The 22,137-nt window shown below is 65.1% G+C and carries 18 protein-coding genes and 2 tRNA genes; 6 read left to right on the top strand and 14 right to left on the bottom strand.

The window, feature by feature from the left end:
- Positions 1-151: 151 nt before the first annotated feature.
- Positions 152-982 carry an AraC family transcriptional regulator gene (locus ACQ4WP_RS19430; RefSeq protein WP_436523462.1) on the bottom strand — a complete coding sequence of 277 codons (831 nt, stop codon included), beginning with the start codon at positions 980-982 and terminating at the stop codon, positions 152-154.
- Positions 983-1,210: 228 nt separating this feature from the next.
- On the opposite strand from ACQ4WP_RS19430, the gene ACQ4WP_RS19425 reads away from it, so the two are divergent.
- The 4 genes from ACQ4WP_RS19425 (at position 1,211) to ACQ4WP_RS19410 (ending at position 5,155) form a co-directional block, all read left to right on the top strand.
- Entirely contained in the window at positions 1,211-2,362 is a 1,152-nt protein-coding gene (locus tag ACQ4WP_RS19425; protein ID WP_436523460.1) for an MFS transporter, read from the top strand.
- Positions 2,363-2,600: 238 nt separating this feature from the next.
- Positions 2,601-3,977: a cysteine--tRNA ligase gene (gene cysS, locus ACQ4WP_RS19420; protein WP_436523458.1), complete on the top strand. Its 1,377-nt coding sequence runs from the start codon at positions 2,601-2,603 to the stop codon at positions 3,975-3,977.
- A gap of 55 nt (positions 3,978-4,032) precedes the next feature.
- Entirely contained in the window at positions 4,033-4,611 is a 579-nt protein-coding gene (locus ACQ4WP_RS19415) for a hypothetical protein (RefSeq protein WP_436523456.1), read from the top strand.
- Positions 4,604-5,155: a hypothetical protein gene (locus ACQ4WP_RS19410; RefSeq protein WP_436523454.1), complete on the top strand. Its 552-nt coding sequence runs from the start codon at positions 4,604-4,606 to the stop codon at positions 5,153-5,155. The genes ACQ4WP_RS19415 and ACQ4WP_RS19410 overlap by 8 nt, the downstream gene beginning before the upstream one ends.
- Here ACQ4WP_RS19410 and dbpA read toward each other — a convergent pair.
- The 6 genes from dbpA to ACQ4WP_RS19380 form a co-directional block, all read right to left on the bottom strand.
- Complete coding sequence (dbpA, locus tag ACQ4WP_RS19405; RefSeq protein ID WP_436523452.1) at positions 5,142-6,569, bottom strand: ATP-dependent RNA helicase DbpA; 1,428 nt, start codon at positions 6,567-6,569, stop codon at positions 5,142-5,144. The two genes, ACQ4WP_RS19410 and dbpA, sit on opposite strands and share 14 nt — an antisense overlap.
- Before the next feature lie 110 nt (positions 6,570-6,679).
- Positions 6,680-6,916, bottom strand: coding sequence for a hypothetical protein (locus ACQ4WP_RS19400; RefSeq protein WP_436523451.1), 237 nt, complete (start codon positions 6,914-6,916; stop codon positions 6,680-6,682).
- A gap of 228 nt (positions 6,917-7,144) precedes the next feature.
- Positions 7,145-8,809 (bottom strand): acid phosphatase, encoded by a 1,665-nt coding sequence (locus tag ACQ4WP_RS19395; protein WP_436523449.1) that lies wholly within the window; start codon positions 8,807-8,809, stop codon positions 7,145-7,147.
- Positions 8,810-8,925: 116 nt separating this feature from the next.
- Positions 8,926-11,421 carry a TonB-dependent siderophore receptor gene (locus ACQ4WP_RS19390; RefSeq protein WP_436523447.1) on the bottom strand — a complete coding sequence of 832 codons (2,496 nt, stop codon included), beginning with the start codon at positions 11,419-11,421 and terminating at the stop codon, positions 8,926-8,928.
- A 102-nt stretch (positions 11,422-11,523) separates the two neighbouring features.
- Positions 11,524-12,531: a FecR domain-containing protein gene (locus tag ACQ4WP_RS19385; protein ID WP_436523445.1), complete on the bottom strand. Its 1,008-nt coding sequence runs from the start codon at positions 12,529-12,531 to the stop codon at positions 11,524-11,526.
- Position 12,532: 1 nt separating this feature from the next.
- Entirely contained in the window at positions 12,533-13,048 is a 516-nt protein-coding gene (locus tag ACQ4WP_RS19380; protein WP_436523471.1) for a sigma-70 family RNA polymerase sigma factor, read from the bottom strand.
- Positions 13,049-13,323: 275 nt separating this feature from the next.
- On the opposite strand from ACQ4WP_RS19380, the gene ACQ4WP_RS19375 reads away from it, so the two are divergent.
- Positions 13,324-13,926 carry a hypothetical protein gene (locus tag ACQ4WP_RS19375; protein ID WP_436523443.1) on the top strand — a complete coding sequence of 201 codons (603 nt, stop codon included), beginning with the start codon at positions 13,324-13,326 and terminating at the stop codon, positions 13,924-13,926.
- A 73-nt stretch (positions 13,927-13,999) separates the two neighbouring features.
- Here the strand turns inward: ACQ4WP_RS19375 and ACQ4WP_RS19370 are convergent.
- The 5 genes from ACQ4WP_RS19370 to ACQ4WP_RS19350 all read right to left on the bottom strand — a co-directional run bounded on the left by ACQ4WP_RS19370 (position 14,000) and on the right by ACQ4WP_RS19350 (position 16,717).
- A tRNA-Met gene (locus ACQ4WP_RS19370) sits at positions 14,000-14,076 on the bottom strand.
- A gap of 134 nt (positions 14,077-14,210) precedes the next feature.
- Positions 14,211-14,287 (bottom strand) — tRNA-Met (locus ACQ4WP_RS19365).
- A gap of 56 nt (positions 14,288-14,343) precedes the next feature.
- Positions 14,344-15,522 (bottom strand): methyltransferase, encoded by a 1,179-nt coding sequence (locus ACQ4WP_RS19360; protein WP_436523441.1) that lies wholly within the window; start codon positions 15,520-15,522, stop codon positions 14,344-14,346.
- Between the two features lie 58 nt (positions 15,523-15,580).
- A complete protein-coding gene (locus tag ACQ4WP_RS19355) occupies positions 15,581-16,447 on the bottom strand; it encodes a hypothetical protein (RefSeq protein WP_436523439.1) in 867 nt (288 codons plus the stop codon).
- Between the two features lie 60 nt (positions 16,448-16,507).
- Positions 16,508-16,717 (bottom strand): hypothetical protein, encoded by a 210-nt coding sequence (locus ACQ4WP_RS19350; RefSeq protein WP_436523437.1) that lies wholly within the window; start codon positions 16,715-16,717, stop codon positions 16,508-16,510.
- A 178-nt stretch (positions 16,718-16,895) separates the two neighbouring features.
- On the opposite strand from ACQ4WP_RS19350, the gene ACQ4WP_RS19345 reads away from it, so the two are divergent.
- Positions 16,896-17,063: a hypothetical protein gene (locus ACQ4WP_RS19345; RefSeq protein WP_436523435.1), complete on the top strand. Its 168-nt coding sequence runs from the start codon at positions 16,896-16,898 to the stop codon at positions 17,061-17,063.
- Positions 17,064-17,067: 4 nt separating this feature from the next.
- Here ACQ4WP_RS19345 and ACQ4WP_RS19340 read toward each other — a convergent pair whose 3' ends face one another.
- Entirely contained in the window at positions 17,068-20,835 is a 3,768-nt protein-coding gene (locus ACQ4WP_RS19340) for an AAA family ATPase (RefSeq protein ID WP_436523433.1), read from the bottom strand.
- A gap of 16 nt (positions 20,836-20,851) precedes the next feature.
- Complete coding sequence (locus tag ACQ4WP_RS19335) at positions 20,852-22,078, bottom strand: exonuclease SbcCD subunit D C-terminal domain-containing protein (RefSeq protein ID WP_436523469.1); 1,227 nt, start codon at positions 22,076-22,078, stop codon at positions 20,852-20,854.
- Positions 22,079-22,137 lie beyond the last annotated feature (59 nt).

The raw sequence follows: 22,137 nt of genomic DNA, 5'->3' as shown, positions 1-22,137 counted from the left end.
GCTTCCTCCAGATTCGCAGTCGCCCGCGACACCCTTGCCGTTCGGCTAACTCTTCCCCTTGTCGGGCGAGTAGAGGACTTGCACCTCCAAGTAAGTGCGCCCTGCCGGGCGCACCATGAAAAAAAAGCAGCCTGCGGGCTGCTTTCTTCATTTACTCGGCGGCGCGCCACTCGCTCAGGTAGTGCTGCGGCGTGCGGCCCAGGATGCGGCGGAACATGGCGCTGAAGGCGCTGGGGCTGGCGTAGCCCAGCGCATAGGCGATGGCCGCCACGCCTTCGCCCCGGTCCAGGCGGCAGAAGGCCTCGGCCAGGTGGACTTGCTGCAGCCATTGGCGGTAATGCAAGCCCGTTTCCTTGGGAAACAGACGGATCAGGGTGCGCGCGCTGGCGCCCGCATCCTGCGCCCAGTCCTCGATGCTGCGCCGGCTGCCCGGGGCGCTCATGATGGCCGAGCAGACGGCCACCAGGCGCCGGTCGCGCGGCCAGGGTATGGCGATGGGCACGGTATCGGCTGCTGTCAGCTCCGACAGGATCAGGTGCGCCAGCCAGTCGCCGCGCCCCGCCAGCGCATATTCGATCGGTTCGGCCAGCAAGGCCAGGATCAGCTCGCGCAGCAGCCGGCTCACTTCCAGCACCTTGCAACCGGCGCCATGGGGGGCCGCTACCTGCGCATCGATGTACACGGTGCGCATGCTCAGTTCGCTCAAGATGTGGACTTCATGCACGACACCAACGGGTATCAGCAGGGCGCGTCGAGGCGGCAAGATCCATACGCCGTGCTCGGTGGAGACGCGCATCACGCCTTCCGTCGCATACAGCAGTTGTGCCCGCACATGGCTGTGCGGCGCCGTGTAGTCTCCCGCCGGATATTGCCTGGACATGGCCGTCACGGGCCGCGGCACGTGCTGGTAATCGTGCGAGCTGGTGCTGCGGCTGAACGGCACGCCATCGGGGTGGGTCTGGGCGGGTTGGTGGGTGTACATGTGGGCCGTTGGATTGTCACCTGATTGTCACTCAGTTGTCACTTAAGCGACGATTATTGGAAGTTATCAGTTCAGTGGCCATACTATACTGGGTTCTTTGTCGGGCCGCCCGCTGTGCCCGATCATTGCGGAAGATACATGCACACAATCACACCTGCCCCAGCACTGGCCACGCCTGTGCCGGCGGCTCCCTCGCTTCATAGTTCCCAACAACAATCTGGTCTGGCCATGCACATCCTGGGCGCCGTCGCCTTCGTGCATTTGCTCAATGACTTGATCCAGGCATTATTGCCGTCGATTTACCCGATGCTGAAAGCCGAGTTTTCACTCAGTTTTACCCAGGTCGGCCTTATAACCCTGACGTTCCAGTGCACGGCATCGTTGCTGCAGCCCTGGATCGGCTTGTACACGGACCGCCGTCCGCTGCCATTCCTGTTGCCGGTCGGCATGTGTTTTACGCTCGCCGGCGTACTGATGCTGTCCATCGTCTCCACCTTCCCGACCCTCTTGATCGCCGCGGGCCTGATCGGTGTCGGTTCCTCGACCTTCCACCCGGAAGCGTCGCGCGTGGCGCGCATGGCGTCGGGCGGGCGCTACGGCTTTGCCCAATCGCTGTTCCAGGTGGGCGGCAATGTGGGCTCCGCGCTGGGGCCGTTGCTGGCGGCCGCCGTCATCGTGAACCGCGGCCAGGGCAATATCGCCTGGTTCAGTCTGCTGGCCGTGCTGGCCATCGGCGTGCTGTACAAGGTCAGCCACTGGTACAGCGGCCACCTGGCCAGCTTCAAGCCGAAAGCGGGCGGCCATGGGCCGAATCTGTCGCGCAACAAGGTGATCGGTGCGCTGGGCGTGCTGGCCCTGCTGGTGTTCTCGAAGTACATCTACATGGCCAGCTTGTCGAGTTATTACACCTTTTATCTGATGGACAAGTTCCACCTGTCCATCGGCGCGGCGCAGCTGTACCTGTTCCTGTTCCTTGCCGCCGTGGCGGCCGGCACCTTCATGGGCGGCCCCATCGGTGACCGCATCGGCCGCAAGCGCGTGATCTGGATTTCCATCCTGGGCGCCGCGCCTTTCACCTTGCTGCTGCCGTATGTCGACCTGTTCTGGACGGCCGTATTGACGGTGATCATCGGCTTCGTGATTTCGTCCGCGTTTTCCGCCATCGTCGTCTTCGCGCAGGAACTGGTGCCGGGCAAGGTGGGCATGATCGCGGGGATTTTCTTTGGCCTGATGTTCGGCGTCTCCGGCATCGCCGCCGCCGCCATGGGCCACCTGGCCGACGTGGCTGGCGTCGCCTATGTGTACAAAGTCTGCTCCTACCTGCCGCTGCTGGGCATCCTGACGGTGCTGCTGCCGCATATCGAGCAGGCGAAAAAATAAGCCAGCGTCGCGGGAGGGCTTGACGGCCCGCCCGCGCGCATGCGATATTCTTCCCATGATCTCTTCCATCCTCCATCCAGTTTTTGCATACCGCGCCGCCGCTGCGCTGTGTCCGTGTACCTGGCTTCGTGAGGATGCGGCCCGGCGCCGTTAAACTTTTTACTCCTCATTCCGATGGCCACAGTGTTGAAAAACCTGTGGCCATTTTCTTTTTCTGCAGCGCCAATGAAAGTCCCGCATGACACTCCATTTGTACGACACGTATAGCCGCAGCCTGCGGCCCTTCGAGACCATCACCCCGGGCCAGGCGGGCCTGTACGCCTGCGGCCCCACCGTCTACGATTACGCGCATATCGGCAACCTGCGCACCTATCTGTTCGTCGACGGCTTGCGCCGCGCGCTCGAGTTCAACGGCCTGCAGGTGCGCCACGTGATGAATATCACGGACGTGGGCCACCTGACGTCGGATGCGGACAGCGGCGACGACAAGATCGAGGCACGCAGCGCCCGCAGCGGCAAGTCCGCCTGGGACATCGCTGCCGAATTCACGCGCGCGTTCGAGGGCGATCTGCGCCAGCTCAATATCCTGCCGCCTACCGTCTGGTGCCGCGCCACCGACCACATCGCCGAACAGATCGCCTTCATCCTCGATCTGGAAGCCAGGGGGTATGCCTACCGCACCGACGACGGCATCTATTTCGACACCACGCGCCAGGACGATTATGGCAAGCTGGCGCGCCTGAAGCGCGATGGCCTGCAGGCGGGAAAAAGGGTGGAGCTGGGAGAGAAGCGCGATATCTGCGACTTCGCGCTGTGGAAGTTCAGCGGCGTGCCGGGCCAGCGCCAGATGGAGTGGGACAGCCCCTGGGGCCTGGGTTTTCCGGGCTGGCACATCGAATGCTCGGCCATGGCGGAAAAGCACCTGGGGACGTACTTCGACATCCATTGCGGCGGCGAAGACCACGTGGCCGTCCACCATAGCAACGAGATCGCGCAAACGCAGGCGCGCCACGGCACGCGCCTGGCCAATTTCTGGCTGCATGGCGCCTTCCTCAAGACGCAGGATGCGAAGATGTCGAAATCCTCGGGCGACTTTTTGCGCCTGCAAAGCCTGCTGGAGCAGGGTGTCGATCCGCTGGCATACCGCTACCTGTGCCTGGGCGCCCATTACCGCAGCAGCCTCAATTTTACGGACGACGCCCTGCGCGCCGCCGCCAGCGGCCTGGCGCGCCTGCGCTCTACCGTGCAAAGCCTTGGCGAGGCGCGGGGCGAGGCCGATCCCGCGTGGCTGGCGCGTTTTACGGCGTGCATCAACGATGACCTGAATTATCCGCGCGCGCTGGCCGTGGCCTGGGAACTGCTGAAAAGCGGGCTCGCGGATGCCGTGAAAAAGGCTACCTTGGCCCGCTTCGATGCAGCCCTGGGGCTCGATCTGCTGGCCTGGCAGCCGGCGCAGGTGGACCTACCGCAGCAGGTGCAGGCGTGGATGGTGGAGCGGGCCGGCGCCCGCGCGCAGCGCCTGTGGGCCGAGGCGGACCGCTTGCGCGACCTGGCGCGCGCGGCCGGCTATGACATCGACGATACGCCGCAGGGCCAGCAGGCGCGTCTCTTGTGACGATGCTATCCGTGCCAGTGCGGCATAATGGCCGCCAGATGAAACTGGAGATGCCGTGAAGCGTAGCGTACTGTTGTTGAGTTGTTGTCTTGCCTTCTCGTCTGCCCAGGCGGCCAGCGAGTGTCCGGGCTTTCCCGCACTGGCTACGTCGGGCGAGGCGCTGCTGGCGCAGCTGCGCGCATTGCCGCCCGTCGGCATCGATCGCGAGCTGCAGGCGTGCGCGCCGAAAACCATCATTGATTTTGCGTACAGCGGTGGGGTGCTGTGCCGCTTTGGCGTTGACAAGGAGAACGTGGAGGCGGCGACGGCCGCCATCACGCGCCTGGCCGATGGCGGTGAACTGGTCGAATACCTGTATCTGTTCCCGTATGCGCCGGACTCGCACGCGCGCTTGGCAGCGCTGCTGGCCGCGCATTTTAGCCAGGTCGACAAGGCGGCCTATCCGGCCTTCCTGCAGGCCGCCAGGCCGGGCAAGGAAACCACGGCCCTGTTCACGCATGGCGGCTTTTATATCTCGCTGGGCAAACCCACCGAAGGCGATCCTGCTGAATGGTATTCGAATGTGATCTTTGAAAAGATGGACAAGCCTGCGCTGGGCGTGCGCAAAGTCTGCCAGGAGGGGAGCGATGGCTGAAGCCGACGCCTTTCCGGCGGCATTGGCCGGCACCTTGGCGCAGTTGTTGCCCGCGCTGGCCACAGGCCAGCTGCATGGGCCGTCGGAACCGTTTGACGTGCATCAGGATGGCCGCCTGCTGCGCATTCCCGTGCGCACTTACTATGACCGCGAGCAGTTGCTGGCCTGTACGCAGCTGGCAGGCGACGCAGGCGTGCTCGCCCTGTGCCTGGGCACGCGCCACCATGACGGCCATCTGCGCGAAGCGTGTTTAAGACAGCTGTTGCTGCAGGAGCGGGCGTGGACGGTGCCGTTCGTCGTGCACTTGTGCGGCGAATATGTGCTGGAGATTGTCGAAAGAATTGGCGCGGTACTGCCGGCCTGGAATGCGCAGGCGCTGGCGCGCTACCTGCGGGGGAATCCCGCGTATCTCGCCACGCTGGAGCGGCGCGCCGTCAGCTACTGGCACTGCTACTACCGCAGGCGCTACCCCGCATGGGAAGACTATCCGGGATGCAGGGCCATGGCGGCCCTGCGTGCACTGGCGCTGCTTACGCCTCGATAAAGCGCATCTTGAAGCTGCGGCCCTTGATGTTGCCGAAGTCGCGGCCCAAGGAGTTACCGGCGTTGAGGCGCTTGAAGGCTGCTTCTGCGACCTTGCGATCGAGTGCCACGTAGGTCATGAACTCGAACACGTTGATCTTGCCCACTTGCTCCTTGGTCAGGCCCGCATCGCCCGTCAGCGCGCCCAGCAAGTCGCCCGGGCGCAGCTTGTCCTTCTTGCCGCCCATGATGCACAGGGTGACCATCGGCGCCGGCAGCGCCTCGATCCCGTCATCTTCAGCCAGTTCCTTCAGGTCGTGCCATTCGGCGGCGCTGTTCTGGTACTGCTCGATCAGCTTGACCCATTTTTTCTCGTTTGGCGCGCACAGCGACAGGGCCAGGCCCTTCTTGCTGCCGCGGCCCGTGCGGCCGATGCGGTGGATATGCACTTCCGTGTCTTTCGAGACGTCGACGTTGATCACGGCGCCCAGGTCGGAAATGTCGAGCCCGCGCGCGGCAACGTCTGTGGCGACCAGCACGGAGCAGCTGCGGTTGGCAAACAGCACGAGGATTTCATCGCGCTCGCGCTGTTCGAGCTCGCCATACAGGGCCAGCGCGGAAAAGCCTTGCTGGCGCAGTTCTTCGGCCAGTTCGCGGCAATGCACCTTGGTGTTGCAGAAGGCCAGCGTGGATTCCGGCTTGAAGTGTTTCAATAGCTTGCCGACGGCGCTATTGCGCTCGTCGAAGCCGATTTCATAGAAGCGCTGCTCGATCTTGTCGTTGTCGTGCTGCGCCTCGACCGTCACTTCCAGGGGATTGACGAGGAACGATGCCGTGGCGCGGCGGATATCTTCCGGATACGTGGCCGAGAACAGCAGGGTCTGGCGGCGTGCGGGGCAGGCGCTGACGATGCCGGCGATTTCCTCGTAAAAGCCCATGTCCGTCATGCGGTCCGCTTCATCGAGTACCAGCGTTTGCACATGGTTCAGATTGATGGTGCCGCGGCCCAGATGGTCGCGCATGCGGCCCGGCGTGCCCACCACGATGTGGGCGCCGTGTTCCAGCGAGGCGATTTGCGGGCGCATCGGCGCGCCGCCCGTCAGGGTCAGGATCTTGATGTTGCCGGCCGCGCGGGCCAGGCGGCGCAGCTCATTGGCCACCTGGTCGGCCAGTTCGCGCGTGGGGCACAGCACCAGGCCTTGCACGGCAAACCAGGCCGGATTGAGCTTGTGCAGGATGCCGATGCCGAAGGCGGCCGTCTTGCCGCTGCCCGTCTTGGCCTGGGCGATCAGGTCGCGGCCATCGAGCACCGCCGGCAGGCTTTGTGCCTGGATGGTGGTCATCTCGTGGTAGCCGAGCGAGTCCAGATTGGCCAGGAAGGCGGGCGTCAGCGGCAGGCTGGAAAAAGAATTGGTGGCGGTGGTGGTGGTGTTCATAGGGGCGGAGCCGGTAAAAAGCGGGTGGATGGGCACAGTCTACAGGCGTTCTACGCCCTTGTGCGGATGGTGGTGTGGAAGCTGGCGGCAAACGGCCGCCGGCGTTGGGGTCAGTTGTCAGGCGCCCAGATGGGCAAGCCGGTGAGATCAAGGCCGGCGTCGCGCGTCCACACGGGCAGGCCCGTGGCATCGGTCGGCTCCAGCAATTCGAGCTGCACCTGCTTCAACGCCACCTTGCGCGCGCGCGCGCGGCGCTGCGGTTCCCGCGCCGGTTCTGGCGCCTCGTGCGCTGGCAGCGGGCCGAAGCCGGGCAAGTCGATGGTGGCGTTGTCTTTTTTATCTCTCATTTCTGGACCTCTGGTCCCTGGCTTGCGAAGGCCAAGGGGCGGGCAACCTGCTGTCCGCCTATGTCTATACGCTTTAACTTCATCCACAAAACAAAAGCCCGGCTACAGGAGTCGGGCTCATTGTGAATATCATCGGCAGGAAAAGCAGACCCGCGGATTTAAGTGCGGCACGCAGTGTATCACAGGCGTGCCGCGCTGTGGGAGGCGCCGCAATGTACCGATGCGCTATCAGCGGAAGCTCAGTGCTCCTGTGAGGTCACCCGGCGGCAGCGCGCCGCGCGCCGCAAAGGCATCGTTGCGTACTTTCAGGCCTTCGAGCAGCGGCAGGTCGTGCAGGCGCGTGATCAGGCGCAGGATGGACGTGGTGTCGTAGAAATTGTGGTCGACGGCGCCTTTCTTCGCGTACGGCGAGATGACGATGGCGGGAATGCGCGTGCCCGGCCCCCATCGGTCGCCTTTTGGCGGCGCCACGTGATCCCACCAGCCGCCGTTTTCGTCAAACGTGATCACCACGATCATGTCTTTCCACTGCGGCGATTCCTTCAGATGCTGGATGACGTTGGCCACGTGCTGGTCGCCCGACTCGATATCCGAGTAGCCCGCGTGCAGGTTCAGATTGCCCTGCGGCTTGTAGAAGGTCACGGCGGGCAGCTTGCCCGCCACGGCGGCGGCGAGGAATTTGTTCGAGATCGGGCTGTCGCCCGTGCCGCCGTCGCGCAGGTGTTCGGCGCGCGCGGCGGTGCCTGGCGCGAACTGCTTGAAGTAGTTCAGCGGCTGGTGGTGGAACTGGAAGTTCGGCTTGCTGCCGCCGCCCTTGTGCTCGAGCGCCGCTTGCCAGCCGCCGCCATACCACGCCCAGCTGACGCCCTTGCGCGACAGCAGGTCGCCGATGGTGTCATAGGTTTGCGGCGGCAAGGTGTTCGCGTCGGCCGGGTCGGCATGCAGCGGATCGCCGTCAAAGGCGGGGCGGACGTAACTCGGTTGATATGGCGGCGCCATGGTGTTGACTGCATAGCCGTCCGGCGTGAGGGCGCCGTCGTTCACGTACTTCGGCTTGCCATCGAGCGCGGAGGCGGGGCAGTCGGGCGAAATGGCCAGGCGCACGCCTTGCGGGCCGTCGGACAGCACGGCGATCTTTTTCTTCGCTGCCGTATCAAGCGCATTGAAATATTCGTTGGCGCGGCCCGTGACGAGGAACTGGTGGTTCATGTAGGAGCCGCCGAAGGCCGCCATGAAGAAGTTGTCGCACAGGGTGTACTGCTCGGCGATCTGCCACAGGTTCAGGTTTTTCGCCGTTTCGCCGTAATGTCCCATCACCAGGCCGCCGCTGTCGGCCCACGCGGCAAAGCCGTCGTTCTTGCCGCCGTTGATCTGCATCTGGTTGTTATAGAAGCGGTGCACCAGGTCGCGCGTGATGATGCTCTCGGGCAGAGGCTTGCCGGCTGCGTCGCTCAGTTTGTAGGGCGCGTTCGGCAGGCCGGAAATCTGGTCTTCCTTGATCAGGTAATCGACGCCGCCGATATTTTGCTGGTTCGGCACCAGGCCGCCCCAGATCTTGGGCAGGGTGGCCAGCGGCTTGCCGTCGCGGTCCAGCTGCTGCGCCTGTTCTTGCGTGACGGCGGACAGGGGCGCGCTGGTGCCGGGGAAGTTGGCGAACAGGTTGTTGAAGCTGCGGTTTTCCAGATAAATCACGACCACGTTCTTGACGTGCGCTTTGAGTTTCGCGTCGAGCGAACCCTTGGCGATGGTCTTCCTGGCTGGCGCGGCGTCGGCCAGCGCCGGCAGGCTGGCGGCCAGGCCGACTGCGGAAGCGGCCTGGAAAATGCGCCGGCGCGAGGGATTGGCGGGTTGGTCGGCCGGATCGGCTGGCAGGGCGGGGGCGAGGTCCTTCACACATTCTCCTTGGGTGTCTCTATGGGCACGGGCGTTGGCGGCAATGGCCGGCAACGCCCGTGAAGCGGGAAAATTGTATCACCGGCCCTGCGTCGGTGTGAACTATTCAGCTGCTCCTAGAACTGATACCGCACGGTCAACGCCACCTTGCGCGCCGGGCCATACATGCCCGAGTACCACCAGTCCGACACGGAAGCCGTGTACTGCTTGTCGAACAGGTTGGCCACGTTGACGGTAGCAGAGAGTTTGTCGTTGACGTCGTAGCGCGCCATCAGGCTGGCCACCGAGTACGCCTTCTGTTCCCAGTGCAGGGTACTGTTGATCTGCCACGCCTCGATGTTGGAATACACGCGGCTCTGCCAGTTCATGCCGCCGCCCACCGTCAGGCGATTCAGCTCGCCAGGCAGCCGATAAGTGGTCCACAGCTTCACCAGATGGCGCGGGAAGGTGGTCTGGATCGCCTTGCCGGCATTGTTTTCCGTCTGGCTGTACGACCACGAGGCCGACACATTCCAGCTTGGCGTGAGGGCGCCCGTCGCTTCAAGGTCGATGCCCTTGGTTTCGGCGCCCTTGATGGTGCGGAACGCAGGATCGTTGGAGCCGGGCAGGGTGTGGCCAGGGTCCGATTCGGCCAGGTTTTTCTGGCGGATCAGATATAGCGCGGCGGCCGTGTTCAGGCGGCCATCGAACCAGCCACTCTTGATGCCCGCTTCAAAGGTCTTGCCTTCGCGCGGCGCCAGCAGCTTGCCGTAGCGGTCTTGCGAGGCTTGCGGCTGGTATATGGTGGAGTAGCTGGCGTAGGCGCTGTGCGTGCCGTCGATGTCGTACACCAGGCCGCCGTACGGCGTGAAGACGCTGCTGTCCGAGGCTGGCGACGCGCTGAAAAATTGCACGCTAGGCGCGTCCGAGATGTAGTTTTCGCTGTAGCGCAGTACTTTTGCCCCGGCGATCAGTTTCAGGCGCTCGGACAGCGTAAAGCGGCTGGCCGCGTAGGCGCTGGCCTGGCGGCGCGTGCTGTCGTAGGTGACGAAGGTATCGCCAAACACGGGCGTTGCCATGCGATTCCAGCGGTACAGGTTGACGGGCGTGCCCTGGATGTTCTTGTCGCGGCGGCCATCCGTCGTGCTTTGAAATTCGTTGTAGTCCATGCCCAGTACCAGTTCGTGCTGGCGGCCGAACGCGCTGAACGGGCCGCGCACGTTGACGTCCACGCTGTTGACCTGGAGCTGGTAATCGCGGTAGTCGGCGCTCATGCGCAGGCCAGCGCCTGTGGCCTGGTCGGGAAAGGCGCTACTCACGTTCATGAACACGGAGCGCTCTTCCTGCGAGGACTGCACGCGGTTGGCCGAAATTTTCAGCTTCCAGTCGTTCGCCAGCGCGTGTTCCAGGGTGACGAAGAGGTCGGTCGAATTGGTGTCGAAGCGATTCGACTTGGCCGCCGGGCTGAAGGAGCGCGGCAGGTCCGTCATGGCGCCATTGCTGTAGAACAGGGGGAAGCCCAGGTAGGACAGGGATCCGTTCGAGCGCTTGCGCTGGTGCGTGACGCCGGCTGTCAGTTTCGTGCCGGCGGACAGGTCCGCCTCGACCACGCCATACAGCACTTTCTTGTCGCGGCTGTAGCCGTCGATGATGCCGTCGCCTTCCTCGTACACCGTCACCAGGCGGCCGCGCACCGTGCGCGCCTCGTTCAGCGGACCCGCGATGTCGGCCATGGCGCGCCGTTCATCGTAGGAACCCAGCTCGCCCTCGATGGACGCCTGGAACTGCGCCGTCGGCTTCTTGCGTACCATGTTGATGGCGCCCGAGGCATCGCCCGCGCCCGTCATCAGGCCCGAGGCGCCGCGCAGCACTTCGATGCGGTCGTACAGCGCCATGTCGGCCAGGCTTTGCGACGGTATCGCATTGAGGCCCAGGTTTTCCGAATGCGTGCTGACGCCATCGAGCTGGTAGTTGGTAATCGCATAGCCGCGCGAAGTAAAGCCGGAGCGTTCGCTGCCCAGCGAGAACAGGGTGATGCCCGGCGTTTGCGCCATGACCTGCGCGATGGTGTTCAGGCCCTGGTCCTGCATGCGCTGCTGCGTGATGACGCTGACCGACTGCGGCGTTTCCCTGATCGACAGGCCCAGCGGCGTGGCCGTGGAAACCGGCAGGGTGGAGACATATGCGCCCGAGCCTTCCGTCGCGTCCTGCTGCGCCTTGACCGACACTTCCGGCATCATCGACAGCGCCTCGCCGCCCGCTACGGCATCGGCCTGGCGCAGCACATAGCTGCCATTGGCGCTGCGCTCGGCCTTCAGGCCCGTGCCGCGCAGCACGCCGTTCAGGGCGGTCAGCACGTCGTGGCGGCCGCTCAAGCCTGTGGACGTCTTGCCGCGCGTCTGTTCCGGCGTAAAGCTGAGGATGACCCTGGACTGGCTGGCGACCTGGCGCAGCGCCGCGGCCAGGTCGCCGGCCGACACCTGGAAGTCCTGGTTGGTCGCTGGCGCTGCCGTGTTTTCCTGCGCCAGGGCTGGCGCCTGGGTGTTCAGCAGCAGGGCCGAACCGATGAAGACGAGTTGGATGGCATACGCCATGCGCTTGATGCGCGGCCTGAAAGACATAGCTTGGGACATGGTTACCTTGTGGTGTAGTCGTCAAAAAGAACGTTGCCTACACAGGTCACGCGAAAAGCGAAAGCGGGTACTGTTTTTTTGCGCTGGCGTCAAAATAAATTTTCAGCGCTGCTGGCGCGCTTCCACCTGCACCCAGTAGCGCGTGCGCAGGCGCACGTCCACCGGCAGGGAATTGGGCAGCGATAGCAGCACGGCGTCCAGGTCGGCCAGAGGGAAGACGCCGGAAATGCGTAGCGCGGCGACGCCATCGTCGCAGCCCAGCAAGCCGTGGCGGTAGCGGCTCAGTTCATGCAGGAAGTCGCGCAGCGGCATGGCGTCGGCCAGCAGCAAGCCCCGGCGCCAGGCCCAGATGTCGGGCGAGACGGCGTGCGCGGGCAGGATTTGTTGCGCCGTCATGCCGCCGCCCTGGCCCGCGTGGATCACGCGGTTGCCGTCGCCATGGCGCGGCGTCAGCCGCACGGCGCCTTCTGCGACGGCGACCAGGGTGTTGCCGTCCGCCTGGCGCACCGAGTAGCGCGTGCCCAGCGCCTGCGCGTGGCCATGCGCAGTTTCGACGAGGAAGGGGCGGTAGGGCAGGCCCGTTTCGCGGGCGGTGGCGATGAACACTTCGCCCCGCACCAGTTGCAGCAGGCGCTGCGTGCCCGTGTAGCGGATGTTCACGGCGCTGCCGCTGTTCAGGTGCAAACGGCTGCCGTCAGGCAGGGTCAGCTCGCGGCGTTCGCCCACGCCGGTGGACAGGTCGGCCAGCGCGGCGCGGGCAATGTCGGGCGCGTAGGGCGAGCGCGCGCCGAACCAGCCCGTGATGCCGATGGTCGAGATCCACGCCAGCAACTGCAGGCTATTGCGGCGCGAGATGGAACGCGAACTGGGACTTTGCAGCAGCGCCTTGCGGCTGGCCTGGGCATCGAGTTGCCGCAAGCCGCCGCTGGCGCTTTCGATGTGTTTCCACGCCCGTTCATGGTCGGGGTGCGCCTGGCGCCAGGCTTGCCAGGCCGTCTTTTCCTCCGGCGTGGTGACGCCGCTCATCAGGGTGGTCAGCCATTCGGCTGCCTGCATGGCGATGGCCAGGTCGATGGGCTGGCCCAGTGCATAGACGGTGGCGGTGCGCATGTCAGGCGGCGGCAAAATCGGGCACGGCAAAAAAGCACAGCAAATTGGCCTTGCTCAGGTATTTTTTGACGCAATGCGTGGTGGTGTCCAGTTCGGCGGCGATCTCGGCGTAGCTCATGCCGTCCAGGTGGGCCAGCAGGAAGGCGGCCTTGGCCTTGGCGGAGAGCTGGTCCAGCGCGCGGTCGATCAACTGCAGCGATTCAAGCAGGATGGACATCGCTTCCGGCGAGGGCGCGCAGGCTTGCGGCTGATGCAGCAGGGCGTCGAGGTAGGCCCGCTCCAGCTCTTCGCGCCGGCAGTGGTTGGCCAGCAGGCGCTTGGCGATGGTGGCCAGGAAAGGGCGCGGCTGCACGATCCCGGCGCTGCTGCGCGCAAGGAAGATCTTGAGGAAGGTATCCTGCGCCAGATCGCCTGCCAGCCCCGCATCGTGCAGGCGGCGCTTCAGCCAGTGCAGCAGCCAGGCGTGGTGCTCGGCATACAAGGCCTGGAAGTCGGACGGCAGGGAAGGGGCGGACAGCATGCGTACAGGACATCTTAATCTAAATGAGAATTGTTCTCATGATAGCGCGGCGGCGCACGGCAGGCAATCAGGAAAACGTGGCGTTGTTGAAATGCGACTGCGTGCCTGGGCCGCGCGCGGTGGTGGCTTTGCGCTGCCGCACGGCAGATGTAAAAGTTTCTTTGGCGCAAGCTTTCATGTGAGAAAATGCGGGTTGTCGATGTGGTGCGGAGCGCAAAATGATGTGGATGGTTGGCGGTGTCCTGGTTCTTTTGGTCGCCAGATTTTTATGGTTGGCCTTTTTTCATCGGGTCAACGCGATGTCGCGCCAGGCGGAACTGATGAACTGGCTCGACATCGGCCGGGTGTCGAATGCCGATGGCGGCAAGGATATTTTGTTGGCGAGAAATGAGCGCGGCGCCCGGATCGACTGGCGCACGGGCGAGGTCTGGCTGATGAATCCCAAGGTGGAGGAGCCGTTTGCCGATTTTCTCGCCGTCGAACGCTGGCTCACCCTGCGTGACATGCCGACGGTGGACAAGCCGGCGCCAGCCGCGCCAGCGGAACCGGAACCAGCGCCTGAACCCGGGCCGGCGCGCGATACCTTGCCGGCCTTCCAGCAAAAAGTCGACGATTGCCTGGCCAAGGCGGAGGGTGGCCAGGAATTGCTGGAAACGAAGCAAGCCTTCGAGGCGGGCAGCGAGCCTTACCTCGAGGCGTCGACGGAATTGAGCAAGACCGCGCTGGAGCTCGATATCTCGCCGGCGATGGTGGCTACCTTTCATATCAGCGCCTTTGCCGCCCTGGCTGAAACGGCGGGCGCCGACAAGCTGGAAAGAGTGGCGGCCAGCCTGCATGCGGCGGCCAGGCAGATCAGGGCCAGCGTCACCGCGTAAAAGTATGGGTCAGGCCAGGCCTGGAATGAAAAAACCGCTGAATCCCTTGCAGGAGTCAGCGGTTTTCATGTATTGGTTGCGGGGACAGGATTTGAACCTGTGACCTTCGGGTTATGAGCCCGACGAGCTGCCAGACTGCTCCACCCCGCAGGCGAATTATATACGAGTTTGTTGCATTGCGAAAGAGCGGATGGCATTTGGTTTGCATGATGGTCGTGGGTATAGCGCGACGCAATGGGAAAAGCCGCTGATCCCTTTGCAAGAATCAGCGGCTTTCATGTATCTGGTTGCGGGGACAGGATTTGAACCTGTGACCTTCGGGTTATGAGCCCGACGAGCTGCCAGACTGCTCCACCCCGCAGACGAATTATAGCGGGGTTTGCTGCAATGCGCAATGGCTTTGCAGCAGATCTGGAATCAGGCTGCCGCCAGGCGCCACAGCGACGTGATTTCCTTCGAGCGGGCCGCATGCAGGCTGTCCGTGGCATCCTGCGCGCGCGGGTGCGTGGGTTTGACGTCCAGGCGGTCGACCACTTTCAAGCCCGCTTGCGCTATCCACTCGAGCAGTTGCGCACGCGGGCGCAGGCCCAGGTGCTCGGCCAGATCCGATAAGATCAGCCAGCCTTCGCCAGCCGGCTCCAGGTGATCGGCCAGGCCGGCGAGGAAACCGCGCAGCATGCGGCTGTCCGGATCGTAGACGGCGTATTCGATGGGCGAGCTTGGGCGCGCGGGCAGCCATGGCGGATTGCACACGACCAGCGGCGCGCGGCCGGCGGGGAACAGGTCGGCCTGCACCACGTCGACTTTGTCGAGCAGATCGAGGCGTGCCAGGTTTTCGCGCGCGCAGGACAGGGCGCGCGGGTCCTGGTCGGTGGCAACGATGCGTTGGATGCCGCGCTGCGCCAGCACGGCGGCCAGCACGCCCGTGCCGGTGCCGATGTCGAAGGCCAGGCTGGCGCGCGGCGGCAGTGGCGCTTCAGCCACCAGGCCCACGTACTCGCTGCGGATGGGCGCAAACACGCCGTAATGCGGGTGGATGCGCTGGCCCAGGGCCGGCAGTTCCACGCCAGTGCGGCGCCATTCGTGCGCGCCGATCAGGCCCAGCAGCTCGCGCAGCGAGGCGACGAAGGCTTCTTCGCCGCGGCCATACGCTTCATTGCAGGCCAGTTTCACGTCCGGCGCACGGCGCAGCGGGATCGTGTAGTCGGCATCGAAGGGCAGCAGCAGCATGGCCAGGGTGCGGGCGCGCTGCGACTGGGCCTGGCGGTGCAGATGGAAGGCTTGCGTGGCGGATGGTTCGGGTTGCGCCAGCTTGGCGGCCTTGGCTTTTTTGCTCGGTTTGTCGTTCTTGTGGTCGGCGCGCCGCGCCAGCGCCTGCAGCAGCTGGCGCGCGTTCTGGAAGTCGCCGCGCCACAGCATGGCCGTGCCTTCGCAGGCCAGGCGGTAAGCCTGGTCGGCCGTCGTGCGGTCATCGGCGATGACGACGCGCTTGGGCGGCGGCATGCCGCTTTCCGAGCGCCAGCGGGCCGAATGCTCGGCGCCGTTTTCGCTCCAGTGGATCTGCGGATGGACGGTAGGTGAAGAAGTGTCGGACATGGGATTCAATCGATAGAAGGGGGCGCGCGGCATGGTCGCCTGCGCAGGCCGTCTTCCATTATACGTCGCTGGCCGTGCTGTCAACGGTGTCCGTGCCATAGGCGAGTGCCAGCGCACGGGCGCGCGCCTGGTTGTCGGGCGTGGATTCCGTGGCTTTCTTGCCGGCCTCGGCGGTATTGTCAGGCTGCACCAGTTTGAGCAAACGCAAGCTTAGGCTGCCCGCCAGGTCGCCCTCCTTGCCGCTGGCGCTGGCGCCATCGGATTGCTGATTGAATATGCTGCTGTGCAATTGCTGGTTGAGCAGCTTGAACAGCTCGTGCAGATTGCCGGCGAAGGCCGTGGCGGGCAACTCTTTGGCGGGCAGGGCGGCGTCATCGGATGGTGGGACTTCCTGCGCATCGTCTTGCGTTTGCGCCAATGCGCCCGCGCTGATGTTCGATTGATATTGTACTTCCAGCTCGAAGTCGAAAGTCTGGCCATCGGCTGTGGTGATCTTGCCCTTGCCGATGAAATGCGCGTTTTCATCGAGGCTGAAGGCGGCCGCGCGGCTGCTGCTGCCAGCGCCCGAGACGCTGGCGCTACCGCTGCTGAAGCTGGAGCCGGCCTGCAGGTCGACCGAATTGAAGGCGATGCTGGCGCCGTCGCCGAACAGCTGGCGCGTCATGCTGGAGAGGAAATCCTGCGCCACGTCGACGGTGGCGTTACCCAGCGCGTCCGTGCGCTGTTCCAGTCCCTTGGCCGACAGGTCCAGGCCATTTTTCGACAGGGCCACCACGTCTTGCGCGGTGCGCTGCATCAAGGGCGAAGCGGCCAGGCCGGACGTGCCGGCGCCCGTTTTTTGCTGCGCTTGCCCTGCCAGGGGTGTGGCGGCAGGCTGGCGCGAGCCGGGGCCGAGGGGAGGAGCGAGGGCGGGAAGCTGGGACATGGTCGGTTCAAATGGGGAAGATATGCGAATTAACGGCAATATCTCCCCGTACTTTAACCATTAGTGGTGGTGCGACCAGCTACCGTCCGCCGATGCCAGGTAGGACTGGACGGCATCGGCCTGGCCCGTGGCGTGGCGCTTGAGTTCGCCACATGCGCAAATGCCCTGGTAAGGCTGGATATGCGAGCAGGCGGAGACTTTTTGCAGGTAGACCTGCATCGATTTGTGACATTTTACGCACTTGAAGGTGAGGCTGCGGGCGGCTTTCATGGGTTTCCTTGAACTGTTGCGGGGCGTAGGCGGTACCTGCGCGAAGGCGGCGATTTTAACGCACTCCGGCCATCGTTACACGTTGTTGCATCTGCGCCACGCGCAGGTCAACTGAATCCGCGCCATGACGTTGAACGTATATAGGAGGTCGTCTGACCGCCATTGAAGAGGCAGCACCATGGAAAAGCATGACAAGGAAAAGCCTGTACAGCCCGCCAAGGAGCTGGTCAGGAGGTGGTTGAAAGCGGAACTGGAACAGCGCCGCCCGCCGCCCGACCCTGAGCAGATCCGCCGCGAACTGGGCTGGGATTTGCTCAGGCTGGGCCGCGAGCCCATACCTCGTTGATGCGTTAGCGCACCGTCACCACGCTCTTGCCGCCGGACCCCGGCTGCACGAGGATGCGGGTGGCGATGCGCTCCGTCATTTCCTGCACATGCGAGATGACGCCCACCTTGCGGCCCATCGCCTGCAAACCGTCGAGCGCATCCAGGGCCACGCGCAGGGTTTCCGTATCCAGGCTGCCGAAGCCCTCGTCGATGAACAGCGATTCCACGCGCACCCGGTTCGAGGACAGCGAGGCCAGGCCCAGCGCCAGGGCCAGCGAGACGAGGAATGATTCGCCACCCGACAGCGAGTGCACGGAGCGCAGTTCGCCGCCCATGTCCTGGTCGCGCACCATCAGGCCGAGAGATGGATTGTTCGGGTTGTCGATGCGTTCCAGCTGATAGCGGCGCGCCAGGTGGTTCAAATGCGCGTTGGCATAGCCGAGCAGCACTTCCAGCGTGAATTGCTGCGCATAGTTGCGAAATTTCTTGCCGTCGGCCGAGCCGATCAATTCATTCAGGCTGGCCCAGCGCCGTTCGATGACGGCTTGCGCCTCGATTTGCGCCAGCATCGATTGCGCGCCGTGGCGCCTGGTGTCGTCCAGCGCGATGGCCAGGCGCAACCGCGTCGCTTCCTGGTTGGCTGCCTGACGTTCCTGCACCAGTGCGTCGAGTGCCGAATGCAGCACGGTCACGTCCATTTCCAGTGCCTCCGGCGGCTGCTGCACATGGGCCGCCAGTTGCCGCCGGCGCTCGGCCAGCACGGAGAGCGCCACCGTATGGCGGTCGGCGATCACTTGCAGGTCGTCGCGCTCGGCGCGCATGGTCTCCACGGAGACGGCCAGGTGCGCGCGCAGCTCTTCAAGTGTGGCGGGCGCCTGGCTGGCATGGGCCAGCTGGAACTGGCGCAGCCAATCGTGCAGGGCGGCGGCGGCGCTATTTTCCTGTGCATGCAGGGTGGCCAGGCGCTGCGCCAGCTGCGCGCACGCTTCGTCGAGGCGCGCGCGTTGCTGGCTGGCCGCATGGGCTGCCGCTTGCTGCTGTACCAGCCGGTCTTTGGCCTGCGCGATGGTCGCTGTCAGGCTGCGTTCCACTTCGGCGACGCCCTGGCCTTGCCATAGCGCGTTGCGCGCCGCTTGCAGTGTCGTGAGCTGCTTGTCGACGGCGGCAAAGGCGGCGTGGGTCTCCTGCGCCGTTTGCTGTGCCTTGCCAGCGGCCAGCAGCGCCGCTTCCAGCTGCGCGGCCAGGGTCGCCTGCGCGTGGCCGCGCTTGTCCTGGTCTGTCTGCTGTTTCAGCCATTGCCGGCTTTCCGTGTCGCGCGCCGCGCGGAAGGCGGCGGGGCCGGCGAGCCAGTTATCTTTCCAGCCTTCGGCGCCTTCCACGTCGTCAAATGCGGCATCGAGCTGCGCCAGCAAGTCGTCAAGCATGCTGCGCGACGTCTCCGCCTTGTCCTGGCTGGCCGCCTGCTGCGCCTGCAACTGCGCCAGCCGTGTCTGCGTTTCGGCGATGGCGGCCGTCAGGCGCGCGTGTTCGGCGCCGGCCAGTTCGTGCGCCGCCTGCGCTTGCTCGCGCCGCACGCTGGCCTGGCGCAGCGCCGCCTCCTGCTGCGCCAGCGCCTGCAAGCCGGCTGCATTGGCTGTCAATTGTTGCGTGAACCAATCCGCGCGCCGGGCTTCCGGCGGCAGTTGCAAGGTAGCGCCATGCGGCTGCCATTGCGCGTTCAAGTTGTCGATGGCGGGCGGCAGGGCCGCCAGTTCGACTTCTATTTGTGCCTGTTCGCGCGCATAGCCGGCCAGCGCCGCCTTGTGCGTGGCCAACTGCTCCAGATTGCTGCGCGCCTGCGTGCGGCAAACCAGCACTTCATCTTGCAAGCTGGCCAGCATTGCGTGCAAGGCGTTGTCGGCGTGGCCAGCGTAGATATACGGGTGCTCCAGCGCGCCGCAGACGGGGCAAGGCTGCTCGTCCTGCAAGGTCGCGCGCAGCTGTTCGACGCTGGCCGCGCATGCCGCTTCTGCACCCTTCAAGGATTTTTCTGCCTGCGCCAGGCCGGCTTCCAGCAGCGCCGTCCGGGCGGCTTGCGCCGCCAGCGCCGTGTTTTCCGTCTGCACTGCCTGGGCCAGTTGCGCGGCCCGGGTTTGTCCGCGCGCCAGTTCCTGCTGCTTGCGCGCCAGCTCCGTCCATGTCTTTTCCGCCGCATTCAACTGGCGCGCATGCTCTTCCAGCTGGCAGCGCTGTTGCTGCAACAGCTGTCCATCGATGGCTTGCACGGCGCCAGCCGCTTCGCGCCGCTCGGCATCGCGCGCGGCCAGCGCCAATGCGGCAGCGGCCAGCGCGGCGTGCTCCTCACGCGCAGAATCGCTGGCGTGGCGTACCAGCTGCGCCGATGCGGCCACGCTGGCGTCGGCCGCATCGGCTTGCGCGGCAGCCTGGCCGGCCTGGGCAAACAGCTGGTCCGACAATTGCCACGATGTGGCGAGCGCCTGCCAGTGCTGGTGCGATGCCAGCCACAGTCGGCCCGTTTCCTGCTCCGCCTGCACGGCGTGCTGGCGCTGCTGCAGTACCTGCAGTGCGCTGCGCGCCGATTCGTTGGCCTGGTCGGCCCCTTGCGCGGCCTGCCTTGCCTGGCCATGCGCGGGCAGTTGCGCCAGGATGCTGGCGTCGAGCGCCTTGGCGCTATCGAGCAGGGGGGCCGCATCGCGCTGCGCCGCTTCCTGCGTCTGCAAGGCGGCTGCCGCTTGCTGCACGCTGGCAGCCAGTTGCGCTTCGGCGGCGATGGCTTGCGCCGCCTGCACGCGCGACGCTTCCAGTGCGGCGCCGGTGCCGGCGATCTCGCTGGCCAGGCGCACCACGTCGTCGACCAAGGGCCGCGCCGGCTGCAGCAATTCCCACTGCGCCAGCGCCGTGCGGCGTTCTTCTGCAGCGGCGCGGTCGGCATCCGCGCTGCCCAGCGCCTCTTGCGCGGCGCTCACCTGGGTTTGCAGCTTGTGCGTCTCCTGGTGCCAGCGCTGCTGCAGTTCCAGCACCGCCTTGCGCAAGTCGATGTGCTGCAGGGTAGCCTCGGCTACGCTGCACAGCGCCTCGGTGTCGGCGCGTTCTTCCGGCGACAGGGGCCGCTGGTCGGCCAGCTTTTCGCCCAGGCGTTCGAGGACCTGCTTTTCCTTTTTCGCCCGCTCGAAGGCGCGCACGGAAATGTCGGTATAGATGCTGCTGCCCGTCAGGGTTTCCAGCAACTCGCCTCGTTCATTGTCTTCCGTCTTGAGGAAGGTGGAAAACTCGTTTTGCGCCAGCAGCACGGCGCGCGTAAACTGGTCGAACGACAGGCCGATGCGTTTTTCGATCTCTTCCTTGACTTCCGTCTTGGTGCCGCCGATGGGCTGCAGCGCGGGCAACTGGTGCAAGCTCATGGCGGTCGCCTGCAGCGCCCCTTCGGCCCGGGTGCGCGAGCGGCGCACGCTCCAGCGCGCGCGGTAGCTTGCGCCGTCGTTGCCGACGAAGTCGACTTGCGCGTAACCGTCCGGCGTGCCGCGGCGCAGCAAGGTGCGCGTATCCTGGGCGTTGACGGTTTCCTTGCCCACGTCGGGCAGGGCGCTGCCCCGGCCCAGCACCTTCAACAGGCGCGGCGTGGCGTCGTACAGGGCCAGGCACAGCGCGTCGAGCAGGGTGCTCTTGCCCGCGCCCGTGGGGCCGCTGATGGCGAACAGGCCGGCGGACGCCAGCGGCTCCTGCTGGAAGTCGACTTCAAATTCGCCGGCCAGCGAGGCCAGGTTTTTACCGCTGATTTTCAAGATTTTCATGGTTTTTCTGGTGCAGTCAGGCGCCGGGCAGCAGCAGTTCGGCCAGGGCCGACAGTTGTTCGGGCGGCGCGGGCCGGCCGTATTTTTGCAGGTACAGGCGACGGAAGATGTCGTCGGGCTGCAGCTGGCCCAATTGGTCGAGCGTCATGTTTTCCGGCGCGCTGCTGCGCGCGGCGCTCGACGTTTCGATCTTCGCCAGGCGCACGTGTTTGCCGTCGAGCGCCGTTTCGATGCGCGTGCGCAGGCCCGGCTCGGGCGCGTCCAGGCGCACGCGCACTTCCAGGAAGGGTTGCGCTTCCGCTGGCGCAGCGGGCACGTCGAGGGCTGCCAGCTGCGCCAGCACCTCATCTATGGGCGCCGGCGTGGCGGGGACGCGCAGCAGGGGAACGGCGCGCGGCACTTCGATGGTGCGCACGGACTGCAGCGTTTCGCCGTCGATGTCGAGGCACAGCACCTGGTGGCGGTAGTTCACTTCCGCGAACGACAGGGGTATCGGGCTGCCGCAGTAGCGGATGTGCTCCTGGCCGCCCACGGCTTGCGCCTTGTGCAGGTGGCCCAGCGCCGCATATGCAATGGCAGTATCAAAAATCCCCGATGGCAGCATCTCGGTGCCGCCGATGACGATGCGGCGTTCGGAATCGTTCGACATTTCGCCTCCCACCATGTGGCAATGGCCCATGGCAAGGATGGCTTGCCCGGGCTGGCGGCGGGTCAGCGCCAGATCCGTCAACTGGCGGTACAGCAGGGCGATGCCGCCCAGGTAGGCATCCTGGGTATCGCCGGCCGGCAGCTTCGGCACGTCGCCGGGGCGCAGGAAAGGCACGGCCAGGCACCAGGCTTGCACCTGCCCATCGGCGCCCGACAAGGGCAGCAGCAGGCGTTCAAGGTCGATGTCGCCATCCTCGCCGCGCAGCAGGTGGCCGATGACGTGCGTGCCATGCGCGGCCAGCAGGGGGCTGGGCGCTTCGAGCCGTCCGGCCGAATCGTGGTTGCCGGCGACGACGACCAGCTGCAGCGCGGGCAGGCGCGCGCGCGCCTGCTGCAGGAACACGTACAGCTGCTTTTGCGAGGCGGCCGACGGGTTGGCGTTGTCGAACACGTCGCCCGCCACCAGCAGCACGTCGACGTTTTCGGCCACGAGTGTGTCGAGTAGCCAGTCGAGGAAGCGCTGGTGTTCGTAGCCTCGTTCAAAATTGTGCAGGGTCTGGCCCAGATGCCAGTCGGAAGTGTGCAGCAGGCGCATGGTATGGCAAGGGTAGGGAAGACAGGCGCCAATATAGCAGGTATGGCGCCAGGCGCCAG

The organism is Janthinobacterium lyxosi, from assembly GCF_051380665.1.
GTDB lineage: Bacteria > Pseudomonadota > Gammaproteobacteria > Burkholderiales > Burkholderiaceae_D > Janthinobacterium.
The sequence above is the reverse complement of the archived record's forward strand: the minus strand, read 5'-3'. Positions and strand labels throughout refer to the sequence as shown.